The 17,736-nt window shown below is 74.9% G+C and carries 15 protein-coding genes; 8 read left to right on the top strand and 7 right to left on the bottom strand.

All coding sequences use genetic code 11. The annotated features are described in order from the left end of the window. Positions 1–60 precede the first annotated feature (60 nt). Together ACFV9Q_RS03195 and ACFV9Q_RS03200 are read left to right on the top strand one after the other, a co-directional pair. Positions 61–630, top strand: a complete 570-nt coding sequence (locus tag ACFV9Q_RS03195; RefSeq protein WP_377231537.1) for a SigE family RNA polymerase sigma factor — start codon at positions 61–63, stop codon at positions 628–630. Beyond that, complete coding sequence (locus tag ACFV9Q_RS03200) at positions 630–1,532, top strand: hypothetical protein (protein ID WP_377233114.1); 903 nt, start codon at positions 630–632, stop codon at positions 1,530–1,532. The genes ACFV9Q_RS03195 and ACFV9Q_RS03200 overlap by 1 nt, the downstream gene beginning before the upstream one ends. Positions 1,533–1,572: 40 nt before the next feature. Here the strand turns inward: ACFV9Q_RS03200 and ACFV9Q_RS03205 are convergent, their stop codons facing one another. Beyond that, the gene (locus tag ACFV9Q_RS03205) at positions 1,573–1,983 is read right to left on the bottom strand and encodes a barstar family protein (protein ID WP_377233115.1); all 411 of its coding nucleotides are present in this window, start codon (positions 1,981–1,983) and stop codon (positions 1,573–1,575) included. Between the two features lie 84 nt (positions 1,984–2,067). Further along, complete coding sequence (locus ACFV9Q_RS03210; RefSeq protein WP_377233116.1) at positions 2,068–2,508, bottom strand: ribonuclease domain-containing protein; 441 nt, start codon at positions 2,506–2,508, stop codon at positions 2,068–2,070. A gap of 232 nt (positions 2,509–2,740) precedes the next feature. Here ACFV9Q_RS03210 and ppdK point away from each other — a divergent pair, with 232 nt between their 5' ends. Then, complete coding sequence (ppdK, locus tag ACFV9Q_RS03215; protein WP_377233117.1) at positions 2,741–5,467, top strand: pyruvate, phosphate dikinase; 2,727 nt, start codon at positions 2,741–2,743, stop codon at positions 5,465–5,467. Between the two features lie 43 nt (positions 5,468–5,510). Here ppdK and ACFV9Q_RS03220 read toward each other — a convergent pair whose 3' ends face one another. Continuing rightward, complete coding sequence (locus ACFV9Q_RS03220) at positions 5,511–6,458, bottom strand: Acg family FMN-binding oxidoreductase (protein WP_377233118.1); 948 nt, start codon at positions 6,456–6,458, stop codon at positions 5,511–5,513. Between the two features lie 127 nt (positions 6,459–6,585). Here ACFV9Q_RS03220 and ACFV9Q_RS03225 point away from each other — a divergent pair, with 127 nt between their 5' ends. Beyond that, the gene (locus tag ACFV9Q_RS03225) at positions 6,586–7,380 is read left to right on the top strand and encodes an HAD family hydrolase (RefSeq protein WP_377233119.1); all 795 of its coding nucleotides are present in this window, start codon (positions 6,586–6,588) and stop codon (positions 7,378–7,380) included. Beyond that, on the top strand, positions 7,355–9,769 hold the full coding sequence (locus ACFV9Q_RS03230; protein ID WP_377233120.1) for a glycoside hydrolase family 65 protein: 2,415 nt from the start codon (positions 7,355–7,357) through the stop codon (positions 9,767–9,769). The genes ACFV9Q_RS03225 and ACFV9Q_RS03230 overlap by 26 nt, the downstream gene beginning before the upstream one ends. On the opposite strand, the gene ACFV9Q_RS03235 is transcribed toward ACFV9Q_RS03230, so the two are convergent. Both ACFV9Q_RS03235 and ACFV9Q_RS03240 read right to left on the bottom strand, forming a co-directional pair. Continuing rightward, positions 9,766–10,431 (bottom strand): PIG-L deacetylase family protein, encoded by a 666-nt coding sequence (locus ACFV9Q_RS03235; protein WP_377233121.1) that lies wholly within the window; start codon positions 10,429–10,431, stop codon positions 9,766–9,768. The two genes, ACFV9Q_RS03230 and ACFV9Q_RS03235, sit on opposite strands and share 4 nt — an antisense overlap. Positions 10,432–10,453: 22 nt before the next feature. Beyond that, positions 10,454–10,735: a dsRBD fold-containing protein gene (locus tag ACFV9Q_RS03240; protein ID WP_377233122.1), complete on the bottom strand. Its 282-nt coding sequence runs from the start codon at positions 10,733–10,735 to the stop codon at positions 10,454–10,456. A gap of 162 nt (positions 10,736–10,897) precedes the next feature. Between ACFV9Q_RS03240 and ACFV9Q_RS03245 the strand changes: the two genes are divergently transcribed. Beyond that, positions 10,898–12,820 carry a heavy metal translocating P-type ATPase gene (locus tag ACFV9Q_RS03245; protein ID WP_377233123.1) on the top strand — a complete coding sequence of 641 codons (1,923 nt, stop codon included), beginning with the start codon at positions 10,898–10,900 and terminating at the stop codon, positions 12,818–12,820. Continuing rightward, entirely contained in the window at positions 12,768–14,096 is a 1,329-nt protein-coding gene (locus ACFV9Q_RS03250; RefSeq protein ID WP_377233124.1) for a wax ester/triacylglycerol synthase domain-containing protein, read from the top strand. Before ACFV9Q_RS03245 ends, ACFV9Q_RS03250 begins: the two co-directional genes overlap by 53 nt. Before the next feature lie 33 nt (positions 14,097–14,129). On the opposite strand, the gene ACFV9Q_RS03255 is transcribed toward ACFV9Q_RS03250, so the two are convergent. Beyond that, on the bottom strand, positions 14,130–16,313 hold the full coding sequence (locus ACFV9Q_RS03255) for a DEAD/DEAH box helicase (protein WP_377233125.1): 2,184 nt from the start codon (positions 16,311–16,313) through the stop codon (positions 14,130–14,132). A gap of 327 nt (positions 16,314–16,640) precedes the next feature. After that, positions 16,641–17,042 carry a winged helix-turn-helix transcriptional regulator gene (locus ACFV9Q_RS03260; protein ID WP_377233126.1) on the bottom strand — a complete coding sequence of 134 codons (402 nt, stop codon included), beginning with the start codon at positions 17,040–17,042 and terminating at the stop codon, positions 16,641–16,643. Between the two features lie 27 nt (positions 17,043–17,069). On the opposite strand from ACFV9Q_RS03260, the gene ACFV9Q_RS03265 reads away from it, so the two are divergent. Beyond that, positions 17,070–17,684: a hypothetical protein gene (locus ACFV9Q_RS03265; protein WP_377233127.1), complete on the top strand. Its 615-nt coding sequence runs from the start codon at positions 17,070–17,072 to the stop codon at positions 17,682–17,684. The last annotated feature ends 52 nt before the right edge of the window (positions 17,685–17,736 follow it).

The raw sequence follows: 17,736 nt of genomic DNA on the forward strand, positions 1-17,736 counted from the left end.
ACGCCGCGAACCATCCCCGACACCGCCTCCTGACCGCTCACTTCGGGGACGGTGGAGCGGATGAGCGGGACCGCCGTGGGTGTGGTCCCCGAGACGGTCACCACGGAGGTGCCGGTCGTCCGGAGCGGCGCCGACCCGGTCGCGCAGTTCACGGTCTTCGCCCACGCAAAGACCCCGGCGCTGTACCGCATCGCCTACATGCTGTGCGGTGACGAGCACCGCGCGAAGGACCTGGTGCAGATCGCCCTCGAGCGCACGTTCAACGCCTGGAAGAAGGTGGGCGACGGCGACCCGTTCGCCTACGCGCGCCGCGTCCTGGCGACGGCCCGCATCGACACCTGGCGCCGCACCCGCCGCGAGGTGCTCACCGACGACCCCGCCGCCAGCGTGCGCAGTCCTGGCGTGCTGGTGTTCGAGGGGGAGGTGGTCGACCGCGACCGCCTGGTCCGCGCGCTCATGCAGCTCACCGTGAAGCAGCGGCGCGTGGTGGTGCTCCGGTTCATGCTCGACCGCTCGGTCGCGGAGACGGCCGCCGAGCTCCGCATCTCCGAGGGCACCGTCAAGTCCACCGCCGCACACGGCCTACGACGCCTGCGCACCGTGCTGGTGCCCAACGGGGGAGAACGATGATGACCATGTACGACACCCACCCCACGAAGGACGCGGCGCTCGCGGCCGGCATCCGCACGGCGGGGTCGATGATCGAGACGCCGGGGGACCTCGACCCGGCGCTGCTGGTGGCGACCGCCGTGCGGAACGTGCGGCGCCGCCGGGTGGCCAGGACGGCGGGAGCCTGCGTCGCGGCGCTCGCGCTCGCCGGCGCGGGTCTCGGGGTGCTCGGCGCGGCCGGTGCCCACCGCGGTGACCTGCTGCCGGGCAGCGACCACGCGGCGGCGGACGCGACCGCGTCGACCGGTCCGTCGGACGGCGCACAGGCCGATCCGGACCCGAGCGGCCGGCCGGTCGGTGGCATCGAGTACCCCGTGCTCGAACCGCTCGACCACGTGGTCCCGGCGGGCTGGAAGCAGGTGGAGCTCAACGGCCTGTCGTTCGCCGTGCCGCAGTCTTGGACCTCCGAGGCGACCGACGGGCAGTTCACGCCCGGCGTCGAGTGGACGGGCCCGACGGTGACGCACGTGAACGGGGGCGTGGATCCCGAGGAGCTGAAGGACCTCTACGCGCAGCTGCCGGGGGCGCCCGACCTCACCGCGGAGGAGCTGGAGGCGGCGACCAAGGAGCACCCGGAGTACGAGCGGGTGTACGTGCAGGGCGGCAAGCCCGGCGGGAACTGGTGGACGCAGACCGACCCCGCGCCCTGGTCCCAGCTGATCACCGTCCCCGGTGCGGACTACGCCGAGGTCCAGCCGTCGTTGCACACGCTGGACGGTGAGCCGGAGGCCTACAGCGCGCAGATCTACCTCCACCAGAGCGACCGCGGCGAGAACCTCTTCCTCGTGGTCGATTTCGACGGCACCGAGCAGGGCTGGAAGGACCTGCACGCCTTCCTGGGCACCCTGGACTTCCGGCGCTGACCCGCCTCAGGCGCCGACCCGCCTCAGGCGCTGACCCGCCTCAGACCAGCTCCAGCAGGATCCCGTCCGCCGACTCCCGGCCGCCGGGTCCGTGGTCGCGGACGATGGCGACGATCTCGTCGAACAGCGTTGGACCCTCGCCGCGGCGCGCGGCGTCGAGCCGCGCGGTGAAGGCCGCGCGGTTCGACGGGTCGACGCCGGGCAGGATCCGTTCCAGCCGGCGGGCCGTCTCCGGGTGGCCGAGCGCCACGCGGGACGTCTCCGAGCTGGTCCACCGCAGGATCCAGCCGTCCGCCGGGGTCCCGAACCCGCCGCGGAGCACGTCGTCGAGGGCGTCGAGGTTTCCGTGCCAGGTGTAGCCGCTCAGCAGCCGGGAGAACTCGCGGGCGAAGCCGTCGAGGTCGCCGAACCGCGTTCCGTCGACGACGAGCACGGGGAGGTCACGAGTCATGGTTCGAGGCTATCCGTCCCGCTCGGGGCCGGGCCCGTGCGCGGCGTCCGGCCCCGAGGGGGACGGGCACCGCGCACGGACCGGTCACATCCGGTAGAAGTCGCCGTAGTGGTTGGGCGAGAAGTAGGTCACCCCGGTGGTGCGGTCCAGGATGAGCCGGTAGGACTGGCGCGCGGCTCCGCAGGCACGCGGCGTCACGTCGAACTCGAGGTAGGAGTGGCCGGCCGGGAGCTGACCCTCGCGGTTCTCGTGCGTGCCGCCCGCATAGTTGCACTGGCCGTTCGGCCAGCTGACCCAGCCTCGGGTGCTCGGGTAGCCCTTGGAGCTCCAGATCGACTTCGAGGAGTACGCCTCCGTGCAGCCGCTGTGCGTGCAGGAGCCGTAGACGGTCGCGCTCGCGGCCGGGGCGACGGTGACGCCGCCGGCGACGAGGCTGACCATGGCGGACAGGACGACGAGCATTCTGATCAGGCTGGACACTGTGCTGGTCTTGGTGCCGGTCTTGGTGCTGGTCTGCTCGGACACGCTGATCTCCCGCTCGGTGGGGGAACTGGTCGGGGTGAATCCTCGCCCACCCGGCCGACGCGGACCCGACGACGCACCGACCGGCGGGTGAATTTTTCCTTTCTGTCCCGTCCGGCGGAGATTCCAGGCCGTTCGTCCCTGGTGCGGCGGACGGCGCACGAGGGACGCTGACCGGGTAGACGCGCCCGCACACGGAGCGCGGGTGCACCGAGCGCCTGCCCACGGAGCCGTCATGACCACCCACACCAACAGCCGCGCCGGAGCCGCCACCGAGAACGCGTCGGCGCGGGCGCCGGGCGCGCGGTACGTCTACGACCTGTCCGAGGGGGACGCCGGGATGCGCGCGCTGCTCGGCGGCAAGGGCGCCGGCGTCGCGGAGATGCGGCGCATCGGCCTGCCCGTCCCGGACGGTTTCACCGTCACCACGGCGGCGTGCGTCGCCGCGATGGAGGACGACGGCGCGTGGCCCGGGGGACTGTGGGACGAGATCCGGACGCACCTGGCGGCCCTGGAGCGCCGCACGGGACGCATCCTCGGGGCGGCCGAGCGGCCGCTGCTGGTCTCCGTGCGGTCGGGGGCGGTGGTCTCGATGCCGGGGATGATGGACACGGTCCTCAACCTGGGCATGTCGGACCAGGCGGCCCGCGGCCTGGCCGCCGAGTCGGACGACCCGCGCTTCGCCTGGGACACCTACCGCCGGTTCGTGCAGATGTACGGCACGGTGGTCGAGGGCGTGCCGGGGCAGGCCTTCGAGGACGAGCTGACTGCCCTGAAGGACCGCCGGGGGGTGCGGCGGGACGCCGAGCTGACGGCGGACGACCTGCGGGAGCTGGTCGCGACGTTCCGCGGCGTCGTCCGCCGGAACACGGGCCACGACCTGCCGACCGAGCCGCACGAGCAGCTCCGCCGGGCGGTGGACGCCGTGTTCGGGTCCTGGAACAGCCCGCGGGCGCGCGTGTACCGCGAGCTGAACGACATCCCGGACGACCTCGGCACCGCCGTGAACGTGATGCAGATGGTGTTCGGCAACAAGGGCGACACCTCCGCGACCGGCGTGTGCTTCACGCGCAACCCGGCCACGGGCGCCCGGGAGCGGTACGGGGAGTTCCTCCTGGACGCCCAGGGGGAGGACGTCGTCGCGGGCATCCGCACCCCGCTGCGTCTCCCGGAGCTGGAGTCGGTGCTGCCCGGGGTGTACACGCAGCTCCTGGAGACGATGGACCGCCTGGAGCAGCACTACCAGGACATGCAGGACATCGAGTTCACGATCGACGACGGCACGCTGTACCTGCTCCAGGTGCGGACCGGCAAGCGCACCGCGGCGGCGGCCCTGAAGGTGGCGCGCGACCTGGTCGCCGAGGGCGCGATCGACCGCCGGACCGCGCTACGGCGGATCGACCCCGCCCAGCTCGACCAGCTCCTGCACCCGACGCTCGACCCCGACCAGGCCCCGGCCCCGCTCACGCACGGCCTCAACGCGTCCCCGGGCGCCGCGGTGGGCGCCCTCGTGTTCGACGCCGACACCGCGGCCGAGCGCGGCGGGGCCGGCGAGGACGTCGTGCTCGTGCGGTGGGAGACGACGCCCGACGACATCCACGGCGTCGCCGCGGCCCAGGGCGTCCTCACCGCCCACGGCGGCATGACGTCGCACGCCGCGGTGGTCGCGCGCGGCATGGGCAAACCCTGCGTGGCCGGCGCGGGCGAGCTGCGCATCGACGCCGCGGCGCGCACCGTCACCGTCGGCGACACCGTGCTCACCGAGGCGGACACCGTCACCGTGGACGGCACCACCGGGTACGTCTACCCGGGCGCGCTCCCGCTCGTGCCCCCGCAGGTCACCGACGACTTCTCCACCGTGCTCGGCTGGGCCGACGACGTGCGCCGTCTCGGCGTGCGCGCCAACGCCGACACCGGCGAGGACGCCGCCCGCGCCCGCGAGCTGGGCGCCGAGGGCGTCGGCCTGTGCCGCACCGAGCACATGTTCCTGGCCGCCGACCGGCTCCCCGTGGTGCGCCGCATGATCATGGCCGACGACGCCGCCGAGCGGCAGGCCGCCCTCGACGAGCTGCTGCCCGTGCAGCAGGCCGACTTCGAGGAGATCTTCAGGGCCATGACCGGCCTGCCCGTCGCCGTCCGGCTCATCGACCCGCCGCTGCACGAGTTCCTGCCCGACCTGGTCGAGCAGTCCCTCCTGGTGCAGCGTCTGGAGACGGACGGCGAGGCGGACGGCGCGCCCGGGGAGCTGGAGCGGGCCCGCACCCTCCTGGCCCACGTGCGACGCCTGTCCGAGGCCAACCCCATGCTCGGCACCCGCGGCGTGCGCCTGTCGCTGCTGTACCCCGAGATCGGCGTCATGCAGACCCGCGCGATCGTCCGCGCGGCGCTCGCGGTGCGGGGGCGGGGCCTGGACCCGCGCGTGGAGATCATGGTGCCGCTCGTCGGGTACGCCGAGGAGCTACGGCGGATGCGCGAGATCGTCGTCGCCACCGCGGACGAGGAGCTCGCCGCCGCCGGGGCGGCGGACCTGGACTACCGGGTCGGCACGATGATCGAGCTGCCCCGCGCCGCCCTGACCGCGGGCGAGATCGCCGAGCACGCCGACTTCTTCTCGTTCGGCACCAACGACCTGACGCAGACGACGGTGGGCATCTCGCGCGACGACGCCGAGGGCTCCTTCCTCGCCGCCTACCTGGAGGCGGGCGTCGTGCGGACCAACCCGTTCGCCTCCCTGGACGCCGACGGCGTGGGCGAGCTCGTCCGGATCGGCGTCGAGCGCGGGCTGCGGACCCGGCCCGGGCTGGAGACGGGGGTGTGCGGCGAGCACGGCGGCGACCCGGCGTCGATCGCCCTGCTCGACGAGCTCGGCGTCGACTACGTGTCCTGCTCGCCCTACCGCGTGCCGGTCGCGCGGCTGGCCGCCGCGCAGGCGCGGCTCGACGGCACGCCGGGCAGGGAGTGACGGCGGGCAGTTACGACGCCGGGCTGGGAATGACGCCGCGGCCCTACGACGCCGTCGTGCCCAGCGGGCGGCGCGGCGCGTGCTCCGGCCACGGGATGTTGCCGAGCCGCAGCAGCATCTGCGGGTATCCGCCCAGGCCGAGGGCGCGGCGCAGGTCGTGGCGGGTCGTCGGGTTCTCCAGCACGGTGGTGGCGAACGACGCGTGGACGAAGTAGGTGGCGGCGACCAGCAGCGCGTGCTCCAGCGCCTGGCCGGCCATGACCCAGTCGCGGGGCGAGTCGCCGGGCGTGCTCAGGACGGCGAGCGTCGAGTCGCGCTCGAACGGCTCCCGGCCAGCGCTCTCGTGGAACCGGCGGGCCGGTGCGTCGGCGTTGCTCGGCGCGCGGCCGAGGTACGGCGTCGGGATGCCGTCGTCGCGTCCCGGCCCGGCGGTGGTCCACGCGGCCTCCTCGTCGCGGCCGGCCAGGTCCTCGGCCGCGATGGCCTCGGCCCGCCGCACGAGCTCCAGCACCTTCGGCCGGTCGGGGTCCGTGGGCTGGATGGTGCGCAGCCCGGCCCCCTCGCGGTCGGCGGCGCGCTGGACGGCGACCAGCACGTCGGAGCGCACCGGCTGGTCGTCGAAGGGGACGCGCGCCGTCACGCGGTGCCCGATCGCGACGGACAGCTCGAGCTCGTCCTCGCTGGGGTCGTCGCCCGGCTCCAGCGTGAGCTCGGCGACGAGCAGCTCGTCGTCCGGGTCGGGCAGGAGCGTGGCGACCGTGTTCAGCGACTCGCGGCGGGCGGCCGCCCGGGCGTTGAACAGGAAGGCCCCGCAGCTGATCAGCATCTCCCGGCCGTGCGGGTCGGCGTGCCGCAGCTGCCTCGACCGGTCGGCACGGATCCGGACCGTGCCGTCCGCGACCTCCACCTGCCACGGCTGCGTGTTCAGGACGCTCGGGGCGTCTCCGGCCGCGCTCAGAATTCTCTCCAGCCGGGTGTCGACGACGTCCATGGCCGGTCTCCTCTCGCTCTGAGCCCAGCGCACCACCGCCCCGGCCCGGCTGGAAGGGAAGGTGGTCCCGTCTTCACCTGGCCTTGGTCCCTCGTGGACGGGCGCGGGGCGCGGCACCGTGGAGTACATGGGGAGCTCGCCGCCCGAGGTGCTGGACCTCGGGGTCGTCGACGCCGTGGTGCTCGACACGGACGGCGTCATCACGGACACCTCCCGCACCCACGCCGCCGCCTGGAAGCGCGCGTTCGACGAGCTGCTCCGGGAGCGGGGCCGGCGGACCGGCGTCGTCCTGCCGCCGTTCGACGCCGTGGACGACTACCTGCGCTACGTGGACGGCAGGGCGCGGGCGGACGGCGCCCGGGCGTTCCTCGACTCCCGCGGGATCACGCTCGACGCGGGCGGAGCCGGCGACGAGCAGGGCGACGGCACGCTGGAGGCCCTGCTCGACCGGAAGACGCGGTACTTCCTGGACGAGGTGCGCAAGCACGGGGTCCGGGTGTTCGCCTCCACCGTGACCCTCCTGCGCGAGCTGCGGCGGCGTGGCGCCGGCATCGCGGCGGCGTCGGCGAGCCGCAGCTGCGGGCCGGTCCTGGAGGCGGCCGGCGTGGCCGGCGACGTCGACGTGCGGGTGGACGGCCTCGACGCCGCCCGGCTCGGGCTGCCCGGCAAACCCGACCCGGCGCTGTTCCTGGAGGCCGCCCGGCGCCTCGGCGTGCCGCCCGGCCGCTGCGCCCTGGTCGAGGACGCGCTGGTCGGGGTGGAGGCGGGCCGGCGCGGCGGGTTCGCCACGGTCGTCGGCGTCGACCGGCAGGCGCGGCTCCGCGGGGCGATGCTGGAGCGGGGCGCGCACGTCGTGGTGCGCGACCTGGCCGACGTCGCCGTGGTCGGGAGACGCAGTGGAACCCGGGATCCTGTCGTATGAGGGCTTCGACCCCGCCGCCGAGGGGCTGCGCGAGGCGCTGTGCACCCTGGGCAACGGGTACGTCGCCACGCGCGGCGCCGCCCCGGAGTCGGCGGCGGACGGCGTGCACTACCCGGGCACCTACGTCGCGGGCTGCTACGACCGCCTGACGTCGGTGGTGGCGGGCCGGGAGGTGGAGAACGAGGACCTGGTCAACACGCCGAACTGGCTGCCGCTCCGCTTCCGCACCCCCGGGCAGGACTGGCTCACGCTCGCCGGGGGACAGGTGCTGGACCACCGGCAGGACCTGGACACCCGGCGCGGGGTGCTGACCCGGTCCACCCGGTTCCGCGACCCGGAAGGCCGGATCCTCGCCGTCACCCAACGCAGGATCGTGTCGATGCACGACCCGCACGTGGCCGCGCTGGAGACGACCTTCCTCGCGGAGAACTGGTCCGGGCCGCTCGACGTGTGGGCGGGGCTCGACGGCCGCGTCGTCAATGCCGGCGTGGCCCGCTACCGGGACCTCGACGGCCGGCACCTCGTCCCCGTCGCCGAGGGGTACGACGAGCGTGACGGCGTCGTCTGGCTCCAGGTGCGCACCGCGTCGTCGCAGATCCGGATCGCCCAGGCGGCGCGGCTGGTCGTCGGGGGCGAGGGCGACGGCGGGGCGGGGCCGGTGCCCGCCGACGCCGAGCGCACGCCGGGCCGGTCGGCAGTCCGGGTCCGGCCGGAGCTGGTGCGGGGCGTGCCGCTGAGTGTCGAGAAGCGCGTCGCGCTGTACACGTCGCAGGACCGGGCGATCTCCGAGTCGCTGGCCGCTGCGCGCGAGCACGCCGCCTGTCTCCCGTCCTTCGCGGACCTCCTCGCCGACCACGTCGCCGCTTGGGACCGGCTGTGGCGGACGAGCGCGATCGTCGTCCCCGGCGAGCCCCAGCAGGCCCTGGACCTGTACGTCTTCCACCTGTTGCAGACCCTGTCCGAGCACACGGCCCACCTCGACGTCGGCATGCCGGCCCGCGGGCTGCACGGCGAGGCCTACCGCGGCCACGTCTTCTGGGACGAGCTGTTCGTGTTCCCGTTCCTGCTGCTGAGCTTCCCGAGGGTCGCCCGGTCGCTGCTGATGTACCGGTGGCGCCGGCTCCCGCGGGCGCGGCAGGCGGCCGCGGACGCCGGCTACCGCGGCGCGATGTACCCGTGGCAGAGCGGCAGCGACGGCCGCGACGAGACGCAGCGGGTACACCTCAACCCGGCGTCCGGCCGGTGGGTCGAGGACCACTCGCACCTGCAGCGGCACGTGGGGATCGCGGTGGCGCACAACGTGTGGCAGTACTACCAGGCCACCGGCGACGTCGCGTTCCTGCAGGGGTACGGCGCCGAGATGCTCGTGGAGATCGCCCGCTTCTGGTGCAGCCTGGTCACCTACGACGCCGCCACCGACCGGTACGACCTGCGCGGTGTCATGGGGCCCGACGAGTACCACGACGCCTACCCGGGCGCCGAGCACCCCGGGATCGACAACAACGCGTACACGAACGTCATGGTCACGCGGCTGCTGCGGTACACCCTGGACGCCCTGGCGCTGCTGCCCGAGCCCGAGCGCGCCGCCCTGCGCGAGAGGCTCGCGCTGGGGGACGACGAGACCGACCTCTTCGAGCGGGTCGGCCGGCGCATGCGGGTGCTCTTCCACGGCGACGGCGTGATCAGCCAGTTCGAGGGGTACGACCGGCTCGCGGAGCTGGACTGGGCCGCCTACCGGGCCCGCTACCCGGCGATCCGCCGGCTCGACCGGATCCTGGAGGCCGAGGGCGACTCGGTCGACCGGTACCAGGCGTCCAAGCAGGCGGACGTGCTGATGCTGGTCTTCCTCCTGGGCGAGCGCGGGCTGGTCGACGCGCTCGCGGCGCTCGGCTACCCGTTCGACCGCGCGGCCCTGGACCGCACCGTGGACCACTACCTGGCGCGGACCAGCCACGGGTCGACGCTCAGCGCGGTGGTCCACGCCTGGGTGCTGGCCAGCCGCGACCCGCAGGCCTCCTGGCGCTTCTTCCGCGAGGCCCTCGACAGCGACCTCGCCGACGTCCAGGGCGGGACCACCGCGGAGGGCGTGCACCTGGGCGCGATGGCCGGCGCCGTCGACCTGGTCCAGCGCTGCTACACCGGCCTGGACCTCACCGACGGCGTGCTCCGGCTCGCGCCCCGGCTGCCGCCCGGGCTGGCCGAGCTGCGGTTCCGGCTGCGCTACCGCGACCACTGGGGGATCGAGGTGCGGTGCGCCGACGACGCCGTCCGCATCGGCCTGGCGCGCTCGCGGCAGCCGCCCGTCACCGTGGCCGTGGACGGCGAGGAGCGCGTGCTGGCGCCGGGGGAGACCTGGCGGGTGAGCCGGGCCGGCACACCCCGGTCCTAGAGCACGGTGAGGTAGTCGCGCGGCTCGTCGGCCCCTGCCGGCGCCGCGCACGGATCGCCCGGCCCGGGAGCCTCGTGGCAGGCGATCGCGGCACGCTGCTTGGCGCGGTCACAGTCCACGGGGAGCACGTTCGCGGGCGGATCGTCCGGGCCCCAGGTGCGGGGCACCCAGGCGTAGAGCGGGCAGCGCAGCCGGGCCGCAACGCGGCGGGCCGCCCGCATGGCGCGCACCAGGTCCGGGTGGCTGCCCGGGGCGCTCGCGTCGATCGTCAGCACCCCGTCGACGGGGCCGGAGACCGACCGCAGCTCGGCGGCGAGCACCTCCGGCGGGTTCCACTGGAGGTGCGCCGCGCGGTGCTCCAGCAGCGTCGCCTCCCGGGCGCCCAGCAGGCCGGCGGCCCGCAGCAGCTCGGCCGCCCGGACGGGCCGGCGCCCTTCGCCAGCGGCGGCGCACTGGTCGTGGGTCAGGCAGATCACCTGCACGGCGGTGCCGGTGTCGGCGAAGGCGGCGATGACGCCGCCGAGCGTCACCGTGACGTCGAACGGGTGCGCGCACACCACGAGCAGCCGCCGCGTCTCCGGCAGGGGCGAGCGCGGGTGGGCCGGCTCCGCGGCGGTCCGCGCGACGTGCGGCGCGATGTCGACGACGACCTCGGGTCTCATGGCTGTCCTCCTCGGTTCAGGTCTAGCGCTGCAGGTGCACCGGGCGGTGCTCGATCTCGGCGATGTCGTCCGACGTGGCCCGCAGGAGCCGGTCGGCCAGCTCCCGCAGCGCCCGGGCGGCGGCGAGCTCCTCGCCGATCTCGGGGACGGCGGCGTCCTCGGGGTTGCGCCGGGCGCGCCCGTAGCCCTCGAGGGAGGTCCCGGCCGACGTCGTCAGGACGGCGTGCGCCCCGGTCAGGCGGCCCTCGCGCACGAGGTCGTCCGCGTCGAACAGGTGGATGACGACGTTCCAGGTGTGGGTCATGGCTCTGCTCCCGTCGGTCCGCGACGCCGGCCCGCGCCCTTGCCGCCGGCGTCCATCCCAGCCTCTCGCCACGCCGGGCCGTCCGGCCAGGGACCAACGGCCCTGCGCACCGGGACGGAAGCCCGGGAGGCGGCGCCCGCCGTCCCGGGACAGACTGCGGACATGCGGCCGTTGCGCGCGGTGACGCGCTACCCGGCGATCACGGCGACCGCCGTGGTGCTCGCGGTGGTGCTCGTGCTCCTGGCGAACACCGAGCCCGTCGCGGCACGGTGGGTCGCGACGGCCTGGGTGGCCGGGTTCGTCGTGTGGACCCTCGTCGGCATGGTGCGTGACGTGCTGCGGGGGCACGTCGGGCTGGACGTCCTCGCGGTGGTGGCCATGGTCGCGACGCTCGCGGTCCAGGAGTACGTCGCCTCCCTCGTCATCGTGCTGATGCTCGCGGGCGGCGAGGCGCTCGAGGACTTCGCCGCGCGGCGGGCGCGGCGGGACCTGACCGCTCTGTTGGACCGGTCGCCGCGCACCGCGCACGTGATCGACGACCCGCGCTCCGCGGGCTTCGACGGCGTGCGGGACACGGAGGTCGACGACGTCGTGGTCGGCGACGTCCTCCTGGTCCGCCCGGGTGAGATCGTGCCGGTCGACGGTGTGCTGCTCGACGGCGGGGGCACGTTCGACGAGTCGTCGCTGACCGGGGAGAGCCTCCCGGTGGGCCGGGAGGCCGGCGACGAGGTGCTCTCGGGTGCCGTGAACGGGACCCGGGCCGTGCGGCTGCGGGCGGCGCGGCGCAGCGGGGACAGCCAGTACCAGCAGATCGTCGCCCTGGTCCAGCAGGCGCAGGAGTCCCGCGCCCCGGTCGTGCGGCTCGCCGACCGGTTCGCCGTGCCCTTCACCGCCGTCTCGCTGGTGCTGGCCGGCACGGCCTGGACGCTCTCGGGCGACTCCACGCGGTTCGCCGAGGTGCTCGTGCTGGCCACCCCGTGCCCGCTGCTCATCGCGGCGCCGGTGGCGTTCCTCAGCGGGCTGTCCCGGGCCGCCAAGCTCGGCGTGATCATGAAGGGCGGGACCGTGGTCGAGCAGCTCGCGCGCCTGCGGTCCGCCGCGTTCGACAAGACGGGCACGCTCACCCAGGGCCGGCCCGACCTCGTCGCCGCGCGCCCCGCCGAAGGGTTCGCCGCCGACGAGCTGCTCCTCCTCGCCGCCTCCGCCGAGCAGTACTCGTCCCACGTCTTCGCCGACAGCGTCCGCCGGGCCGCCGCCGCGCGCGGCCTCGACCTCCTCGCGGCCGACGACGCCGAGGAGGTGGCCACGAACGGCGTGGTCGCCACAGTCAAGGGGCGCCGGGTCGTCGTCGGCAAGCCGGGCTACGTGCGCTCCGTCGCGCCGGACACCGTCGTCGCCGAGCTCGGCCCCGGACAGGCCGCGGCGTATGTCGCGGTCGACGGTCGGTTCGCCGGGACCCTCGTCCTCGCGGACGACCCCCGGCCCGAGTCCGCCGCCGTCGTGTCCTGGCTGCGGGCGAACGGCGTCGAGCACGTCACGATGCTGACCGGGGACGCGCGCGGCACGGCCGAGTCGGTCGCGCGGCAGGTCGGCGTCGACGACGTGCGGGCCGAGCTCCTGCCCGGCGAGAAGGTGCTGATCGCGGCCGGGCTGACCCCGCGACCGCTGATGATGGTCGGCGACGGCGTCAACGACGCGCCGGTGCTGGCGGCGTCCGACGTCGGCGTCGCGATGGGCGCGCGGGGCGCGACCGCCGCCGGGGACGCCGCCGACGTGGTGCTGCTCGTCGACTCGCTCGGCGGGCTCGTGGACGCGGTGTCCGTCGGCCGGCACACCCTGCGCACCGCCCTGGCCGCGATCTGGCTCGGCATCGGGCTGAGCCTCGCCCTCATGGTCGTCGCGATGACCGGCGTCATCCCCGCCGTGACCGGTGCCCTCGTCCAGGAGCTCGTCGACCTGGCCACGATCCTGTACGCGCTGCGCGCGCTCGGCGGGCCGCCCACGGGCCTCGCGCCCCGGGCGGCGCACGACGGTGGCGTACCGGTGGGAGGCGAGGATCCTGGCAGAGCGGCTGACGGCGGCTGACGCCTTCAACTTCGAGCTGGACGCGCGCGACCACGTCAACGCGTTCCTGATGGCGGGCGTGCTCGCCTCCGGCGGGTGCGTCGGGCTTGACGGCGAGGTCGATCTCGACACCCTGCGGCGCGCGCTCGCCGAGCGGGTCCCCGCGGTGCCCCGGCTCGCCCAGCGGGTGCGACGTGCCGGACGGGTCCTCGTGTGGGAACCGGTGCGCCTCGACCTGGCGGCCCACGTGCGACAGGTTGCCGCCGTCGAGGGCCGGGCAGGGTTCGAGGCGCTGTGCGCGCGGCTCGTCGTCACCCCGCTCCCGCTCCACCGCCCGCTCTGGGAGCTGCTGGTCGTCCCGGGGGTCGCCCCGGCGCGGGCCGGGATCGTGCTCCGGGTGCACCACACGATGGCCGACGGCGTCGCGACGGTCCGGCTCGCGCAGGCTCTGATGGATCCGGTGGCGTCGGACTTGGCGTTGGACCAGGTAGCTGACTCGGCGGACCCGGCGTCGGACCGGGTGACTGACTCGGCGGATCTTGTGGGCGGGGACGTTGAGAGTCGGGGGGTGTGCGGTCGGGGTCGGGCGGTGGTGTCCGGGGTCTCGCGGACGATCGCTTTCCTCCGGCGGGCGGTGCCGCCCACCGTGCTGCTCGGTCGGGTCGGCCGGCGGCGGGCGGTGGCGTTCGTCGACGTCGACCTCGGGCGCCTCGCCGCCGGTGCCCGGACCGCGGGGGCGACCGTGAACGACGCCCTGCTCGTCGCGGCCGGCGCAGCGGCGCGCTCCGCGCTGCTCGCCCGCGGGGAGGAGGTGCCGGACGTCCTGCCCGCGAGCGTGCCGGTCGCGCTGCCGCACCGCGGGCGGTCGGGGAACGCGACCGGCGTGATGCTCGTGCCGATGCCCGCCCACGAGGCGGACCTCGCACGCCGCCTGCGCAGCGTCGCCGGGCTGACCCGCGCCGCCAAGGACGACGCCCGTTCGCGCGGCACGTACGAGCTGACGCGCACACGCCTCGGGACCTGGGTCTTCCCCCGGCTCGCGCGGCGGCAGCGGCTCATCGTCATGTTCGTGACGAACGTGCGCGGCCCCCGGCGTCCGCTCGCCCTTGCGGGCGCGCGGGTCGAGCGGATCTGGCCCGTGGCCGCGCTCGGGGGCAACGTGCGGCTGGGCGTCGCGGCGATCTCGTACGACGGCGTGTTGCGGTGCGCCGTGCACTGCGACGCGGACGCGCTTCCGGCCGCCGTCGTCGCCCGGGCCCTCGGGGACGAGCTCGCGGAGATCGCCGCGCTCGGCTGACGCACCTGGATCACCGTGCCGCGGCGACGTGCCTCAGGCGCCGCCGTCCGCGTCGAGCGCCTCGGTGAGCAGCGCGACGAGCGCCTCGAGCTGGACGTCGGTGGACGACGCGGCGTCCTCGTCGCCCGCACCGTCCAGGGCGCGGGCGGCGAGGTCGGACTTGCTGTCGATGAGCGCGGCGATCGTGGAGTCGATGGTCTGGGCGGCGATGATCCGCCAGGCGGTGACGGGCTCGGACTGGCCGATCCGGTGGATCCGGTCGATGGCCTGGGTCTGCTCGGCGTAGGTCCAGGACAGCTCGGCCAGCACCAGGTTGGACGCCACCTGGAGGTTCAGCCCGACCCCGGCCGCCGTCAGCGAGCACACCACGATCGACACGTCGGGGTCCTCCGTGAAGGCGGTGATGGCCTTCTCGCGCGCCCGGGGCGTCTGGTCGCCGCGGATCGAGGCGTAGCCGATGCCGCGGTCGGCGAAGATCTGCTCGGCCTGGTCCATCACGTCGACGTGCTTGGCGAAGAACACCACCTTGCCCACGTTGCGGGCGAGCTGCGCGGCGTAGTCGGCGGCCAGCGCGGCCTTCGCCTGGCCGATCCGGCGGACCATGGTGAACACGTTCTCGCCCTTGGCCTTCGAGCTCGAGTCCTTCAGCTCGGCCGCCGCCACGCGGCGGGCGAGGTCGAGGTCGACGCCGTCCACGTCGACGTCCTCGACGACGGAGCTCTCGGCGCGCGCCGCCAGGGCGGACCGGTACCGGCTGACCAGGCGGAGGGCGAGCGCTTCCTCGGCAGCCCGGATCGAGCGGCCGGCCGCGCCGTCGAGCTCGACCGGCATGTCCGCCACGCGGCGGGCCGGGATGTCGGCGACGACGTCGGCCTTGCGGCGGCGCACGATCCCCATGTCGATCACGCTGGTCCGGGCGGCCGCGTAGAACCCCGGGTCGGCCGGGGTGAGCCCGGTCTCCTCGAGGGCGCCCAGCAGCGGGCCGAGCGGCTTGGCGTCGTCGATCCAGCCGAGGTACTGCCAGATCGCCCGGAAGTCCTCGATGTCGTTGATCAGCGGGGTGCCGGTCAGCGCCATCAGGAGCGGCCGGCCGGCGCGGGCACGGATGCGTTCCGAGAGGGCGAGCACGTGCTGGGAGCGCTGGCTGCCCTTGTTCTTGATGAAGTGGGCCTCGTCCACGACCATGCCGCGGAAGCCGAGGTCGCCGAGCCAGCCGACGTGCCGGTCGAGAAGCTCGTAGTTCACGATCACCACGTCGGCGAACCCGTCGACCCGCTCGCCGTCGCCGTGGACCACGGTGGACCGGCGCCGCGGCGTCCACAGCTCGACCTCGTGCGCCCAGTTGGTCTTGACCACGTTGGGCGCCACGACCAGCAGCGGGTAGGCGTCGGCGGCCTGGGCGGCGAGCAGCGCCTGGGCGGACTTGCCCAGGCCGGGCTCGTCGGCGAGCAGGAAGGTGCGGTGCCCGCGGGCCGTGGCCTCGACGACCTGGGCCTGGTGCGGCATCAGCTTCCGGCCCTGGGGGGCGGCCACCGAGCGGGGCTCGGGCAGGGGCATGCAGGCGGCAGCGCCGGGGCCGGCGTACTCGAAGGACCGGAAGAGCGGTTCGAGCAGTTCCCAGCCCGCCAGCCGCAGCACCCGCGGGGCCTGCCGCTCGGCCGCGGCCGCGAAGTCCGGGGCGAGGAACGGGTTCGCGAGCTGGCGCGAGATCACCGAACGGGGCACCACCCGCTTCTCGGCGCCGGGCGCCGGCGCGGCGGGCGGGGGCGGCGGGGGCTCGTCGGGCGGCTCCAGACCACCGGCACGCATCATGTTCGCCTTGAACTCGCGCGCCGCGTCGGAGACGCGGGCGTCCTCGGCGAGCAGCTCGAGCAGCGAGGTGTCGCGGGCCGCGATCTTCGCCAGCAGGGTCCCCACGGCGTCGAGCTGCTTGAGCTGCTTGGCCCGCTGCGGCTCGGTCAGGGTGGCGTCCTCCCGGACCCGGGTCCGCTCCTCCCGCATGAGCAGCGCGACGACCTGGAACTTCGTCCGCGTCGCCGGGCGCGTCGGCGGTCTCCGGACGGCGCCGTCGACCTCGCGGGCGGCCTCGGCCAGCACCGGGATCATCCCTTGCTCGGCGGGACGCGGGGCGCGGCGTCGCTGCTGCGTGCCGGACCCGCTCCGTGCGCCGGACCCGCTCCGCGCGCGGCCGGACCGGCGTTGGCCTGCTCGAGCCACATCTTCTCCTTCGCTGCATGCGTACTACGACGGCGGCGATACCGCGCCACGCCCGCACGCCCAGAGCCGGCCAGGGGCCGGCTGTTCGGGCCGCGGGGCGGGTGGCCCCGGCCGGAGCGTTCCGGTCGGCCGCGGGGTCACCGCGGCGTCCCCCGCCCGCGGCCCCGTGCTCACGACGGCCACGTGCTCATCATGATGGTGACACGCCGCCGGACGTCTCCGCGAACCACCGCGGGCGGTGGCCATGTCTCTGCATGATCACCGGAGGACACGCAGTCTACCGTCGCGCACGCCCCCGTCCGGACCGGCGGCGGCGCTCCGGTACGGCTACGCGATGGTGGCGGCGCAGCTCATCGGCGTGTCCGGCGCCGCGATGGCGCCGGTGCGCCGCAGGTGCGTCTCGCCCCACACCCGGACCCCCTCGACGACGGGCAGGACCGTGGCCCCGTAGGGGGTGAGCCGGTAGATCACGGGCGCCGGGACCGGACCGGTCACGTCGCGCTCCACTAGCCCGTCGGCCTCGAGCTCGCGCAGCTGCTCGGCCAGCACCTTGGGCGTGATGGGCGCGGCCCTGCGGCGCAGGCCGGCGAAGTGGGACTCGCCGTGGGCGAGCCAGTAGAGAAGGGTCAGCTTCCACTTGCCGCCGATCGCGGTGAACGCCGCGGCCATCGGGCAGCCCGGCAGCGGGTTGGGGCGGGAGGGGTTACCCGCAGGTGCCTTCTTGTTCACGGCCGCGCTCCGCTCGATAGTCGAAATATGACCATTTCACACCGAAGAATCCTCACCGCAAGCCTTTCCGCCGTCCTCCTGCTGCTCGCGACGGCGGCCTCCGGCGCCGCCGCGCCGGCTGTCGGCACCCCGACTCCCGTCGCACCCGCTCCCGCGTCGTCGACGACCGCCGACGGCCAACGGGACTTCGACTGGGAGATCGGCACCTGGCGCACCAGCGTGCGGGTCCTCGCCGACCCGCTCTCGGAGTCCCCGGACGAGTGGCTGGAGTTCTCCGGGACCAGCACGGTGCGTCCGCTCGCGGACCGGCGGGCCAACGTCGTCGAGCTCGCCGTGTCGGGGCCGGCCGGCAGCATCGACGCGATGAACCTGCGGCTGTACGAGCCACAGGCGCAGCGGTGGAGCCTGACCTTCGTCAACCTGCGCGACGGCCTGCTGACCCCGGCGGTGTACGGCGGGTTCCACGACGGCGTCGGCGAGTTCTACGGTGACGACCGGCTCGGCGACCGGCCGATCAAGGTGCGGTTCCTCGTCACCCGCGTGGGCCGGGACGAGGCACGGTTCGAGCAGGCGTTCTCCGCCGACGGCGGGGAGACCTGGGAGACGAACTGGGTCGCCGTGGACCAGCGCGTCCGACGCTGAGGGACCGGGCTCCCGTTCCCAGCGTTCGCGCAGGTGCGCGGCCCGCGCCACC

The organism is Promicromonospora sp. NPDC059942 (genome assembly GCF_042731755.1).
Classification (GTDB): Bacteria; Actinomycetota; Actinomycetes; order Actinomycetales; family Cellulomonadaceae; genus Promicromonospora.

Coding starts and splice junctions, on each gene's coding strand:
- ACFV9Q_RS03240 (WP_377233122.1), bottom strand. CDS start 10,735: ATGACCCACACCTGGAACGTCGTCATCCACCTGTTCGACGCGGACGAC.
- ACFV9Q_RS03195 (WP_377231537.1), top strand. CDS start 61: ATGAGCGGGACCGCCGTGGGTGTGGTCCCCGAGACGGTCACCACGGAG.
- ACFV9Q_RS03205 (WP_377233115.1), bottom strand. CDS start 1,983: ATGACTCGTGACCTCCCCGTGCTCGTCGTCGACGGAACGCGGTTCGGC.
- ACFV9Q_RS03200 (WP_377233114.1), top strand. CDS start 630: ATGACCATGTACGACACCCACCCCACGAAGGACGCGGCGCTCGCGGCC.
- ACFV9Q_RS03225 (WP_377233119.1), top strand. CDS start 6,586: ATGGGGAGCTCGCCGCCCGAGGTGCTGGACCTCGGGGTCGTCGACGCC.
- ppdK (WP_377233117.1), top strand. CDS start 2,741: ATGACCACCCACACCAACAGCCGCGCCGGAGCCGCCACCGAGAACGCG.
- ACFV9Q_RS03245 (WP_377233123.1), top strand. CDS start 10,898: ATGCGGCCGTTGCGCGCGGTGACGCGCTACCCGGCGATCACGGCGACC.
- ACFV9Q_RS03220 (WP_377233118.1), bottom strand. CDS start 6,458: ATGGACGTCGTCGACACCCGGCTGGAGAGAATTCTGAGCGCGGCCGGA.
- ACFV9Q_RS03235 (WP_377233121.1), bottom strand. CDS start 10,431: ATGAGACCCGAGGTCGTCGTCGACATCGCGCCGCACGTCGCGCGGACC.
- ACFV9Q_RS03265 (WP_377233127.1), top strand. CDS start 17,070: ATGACCATTTCACACCGAAGAATCCTCACCGCAAGCCTTTCCGCCGTC.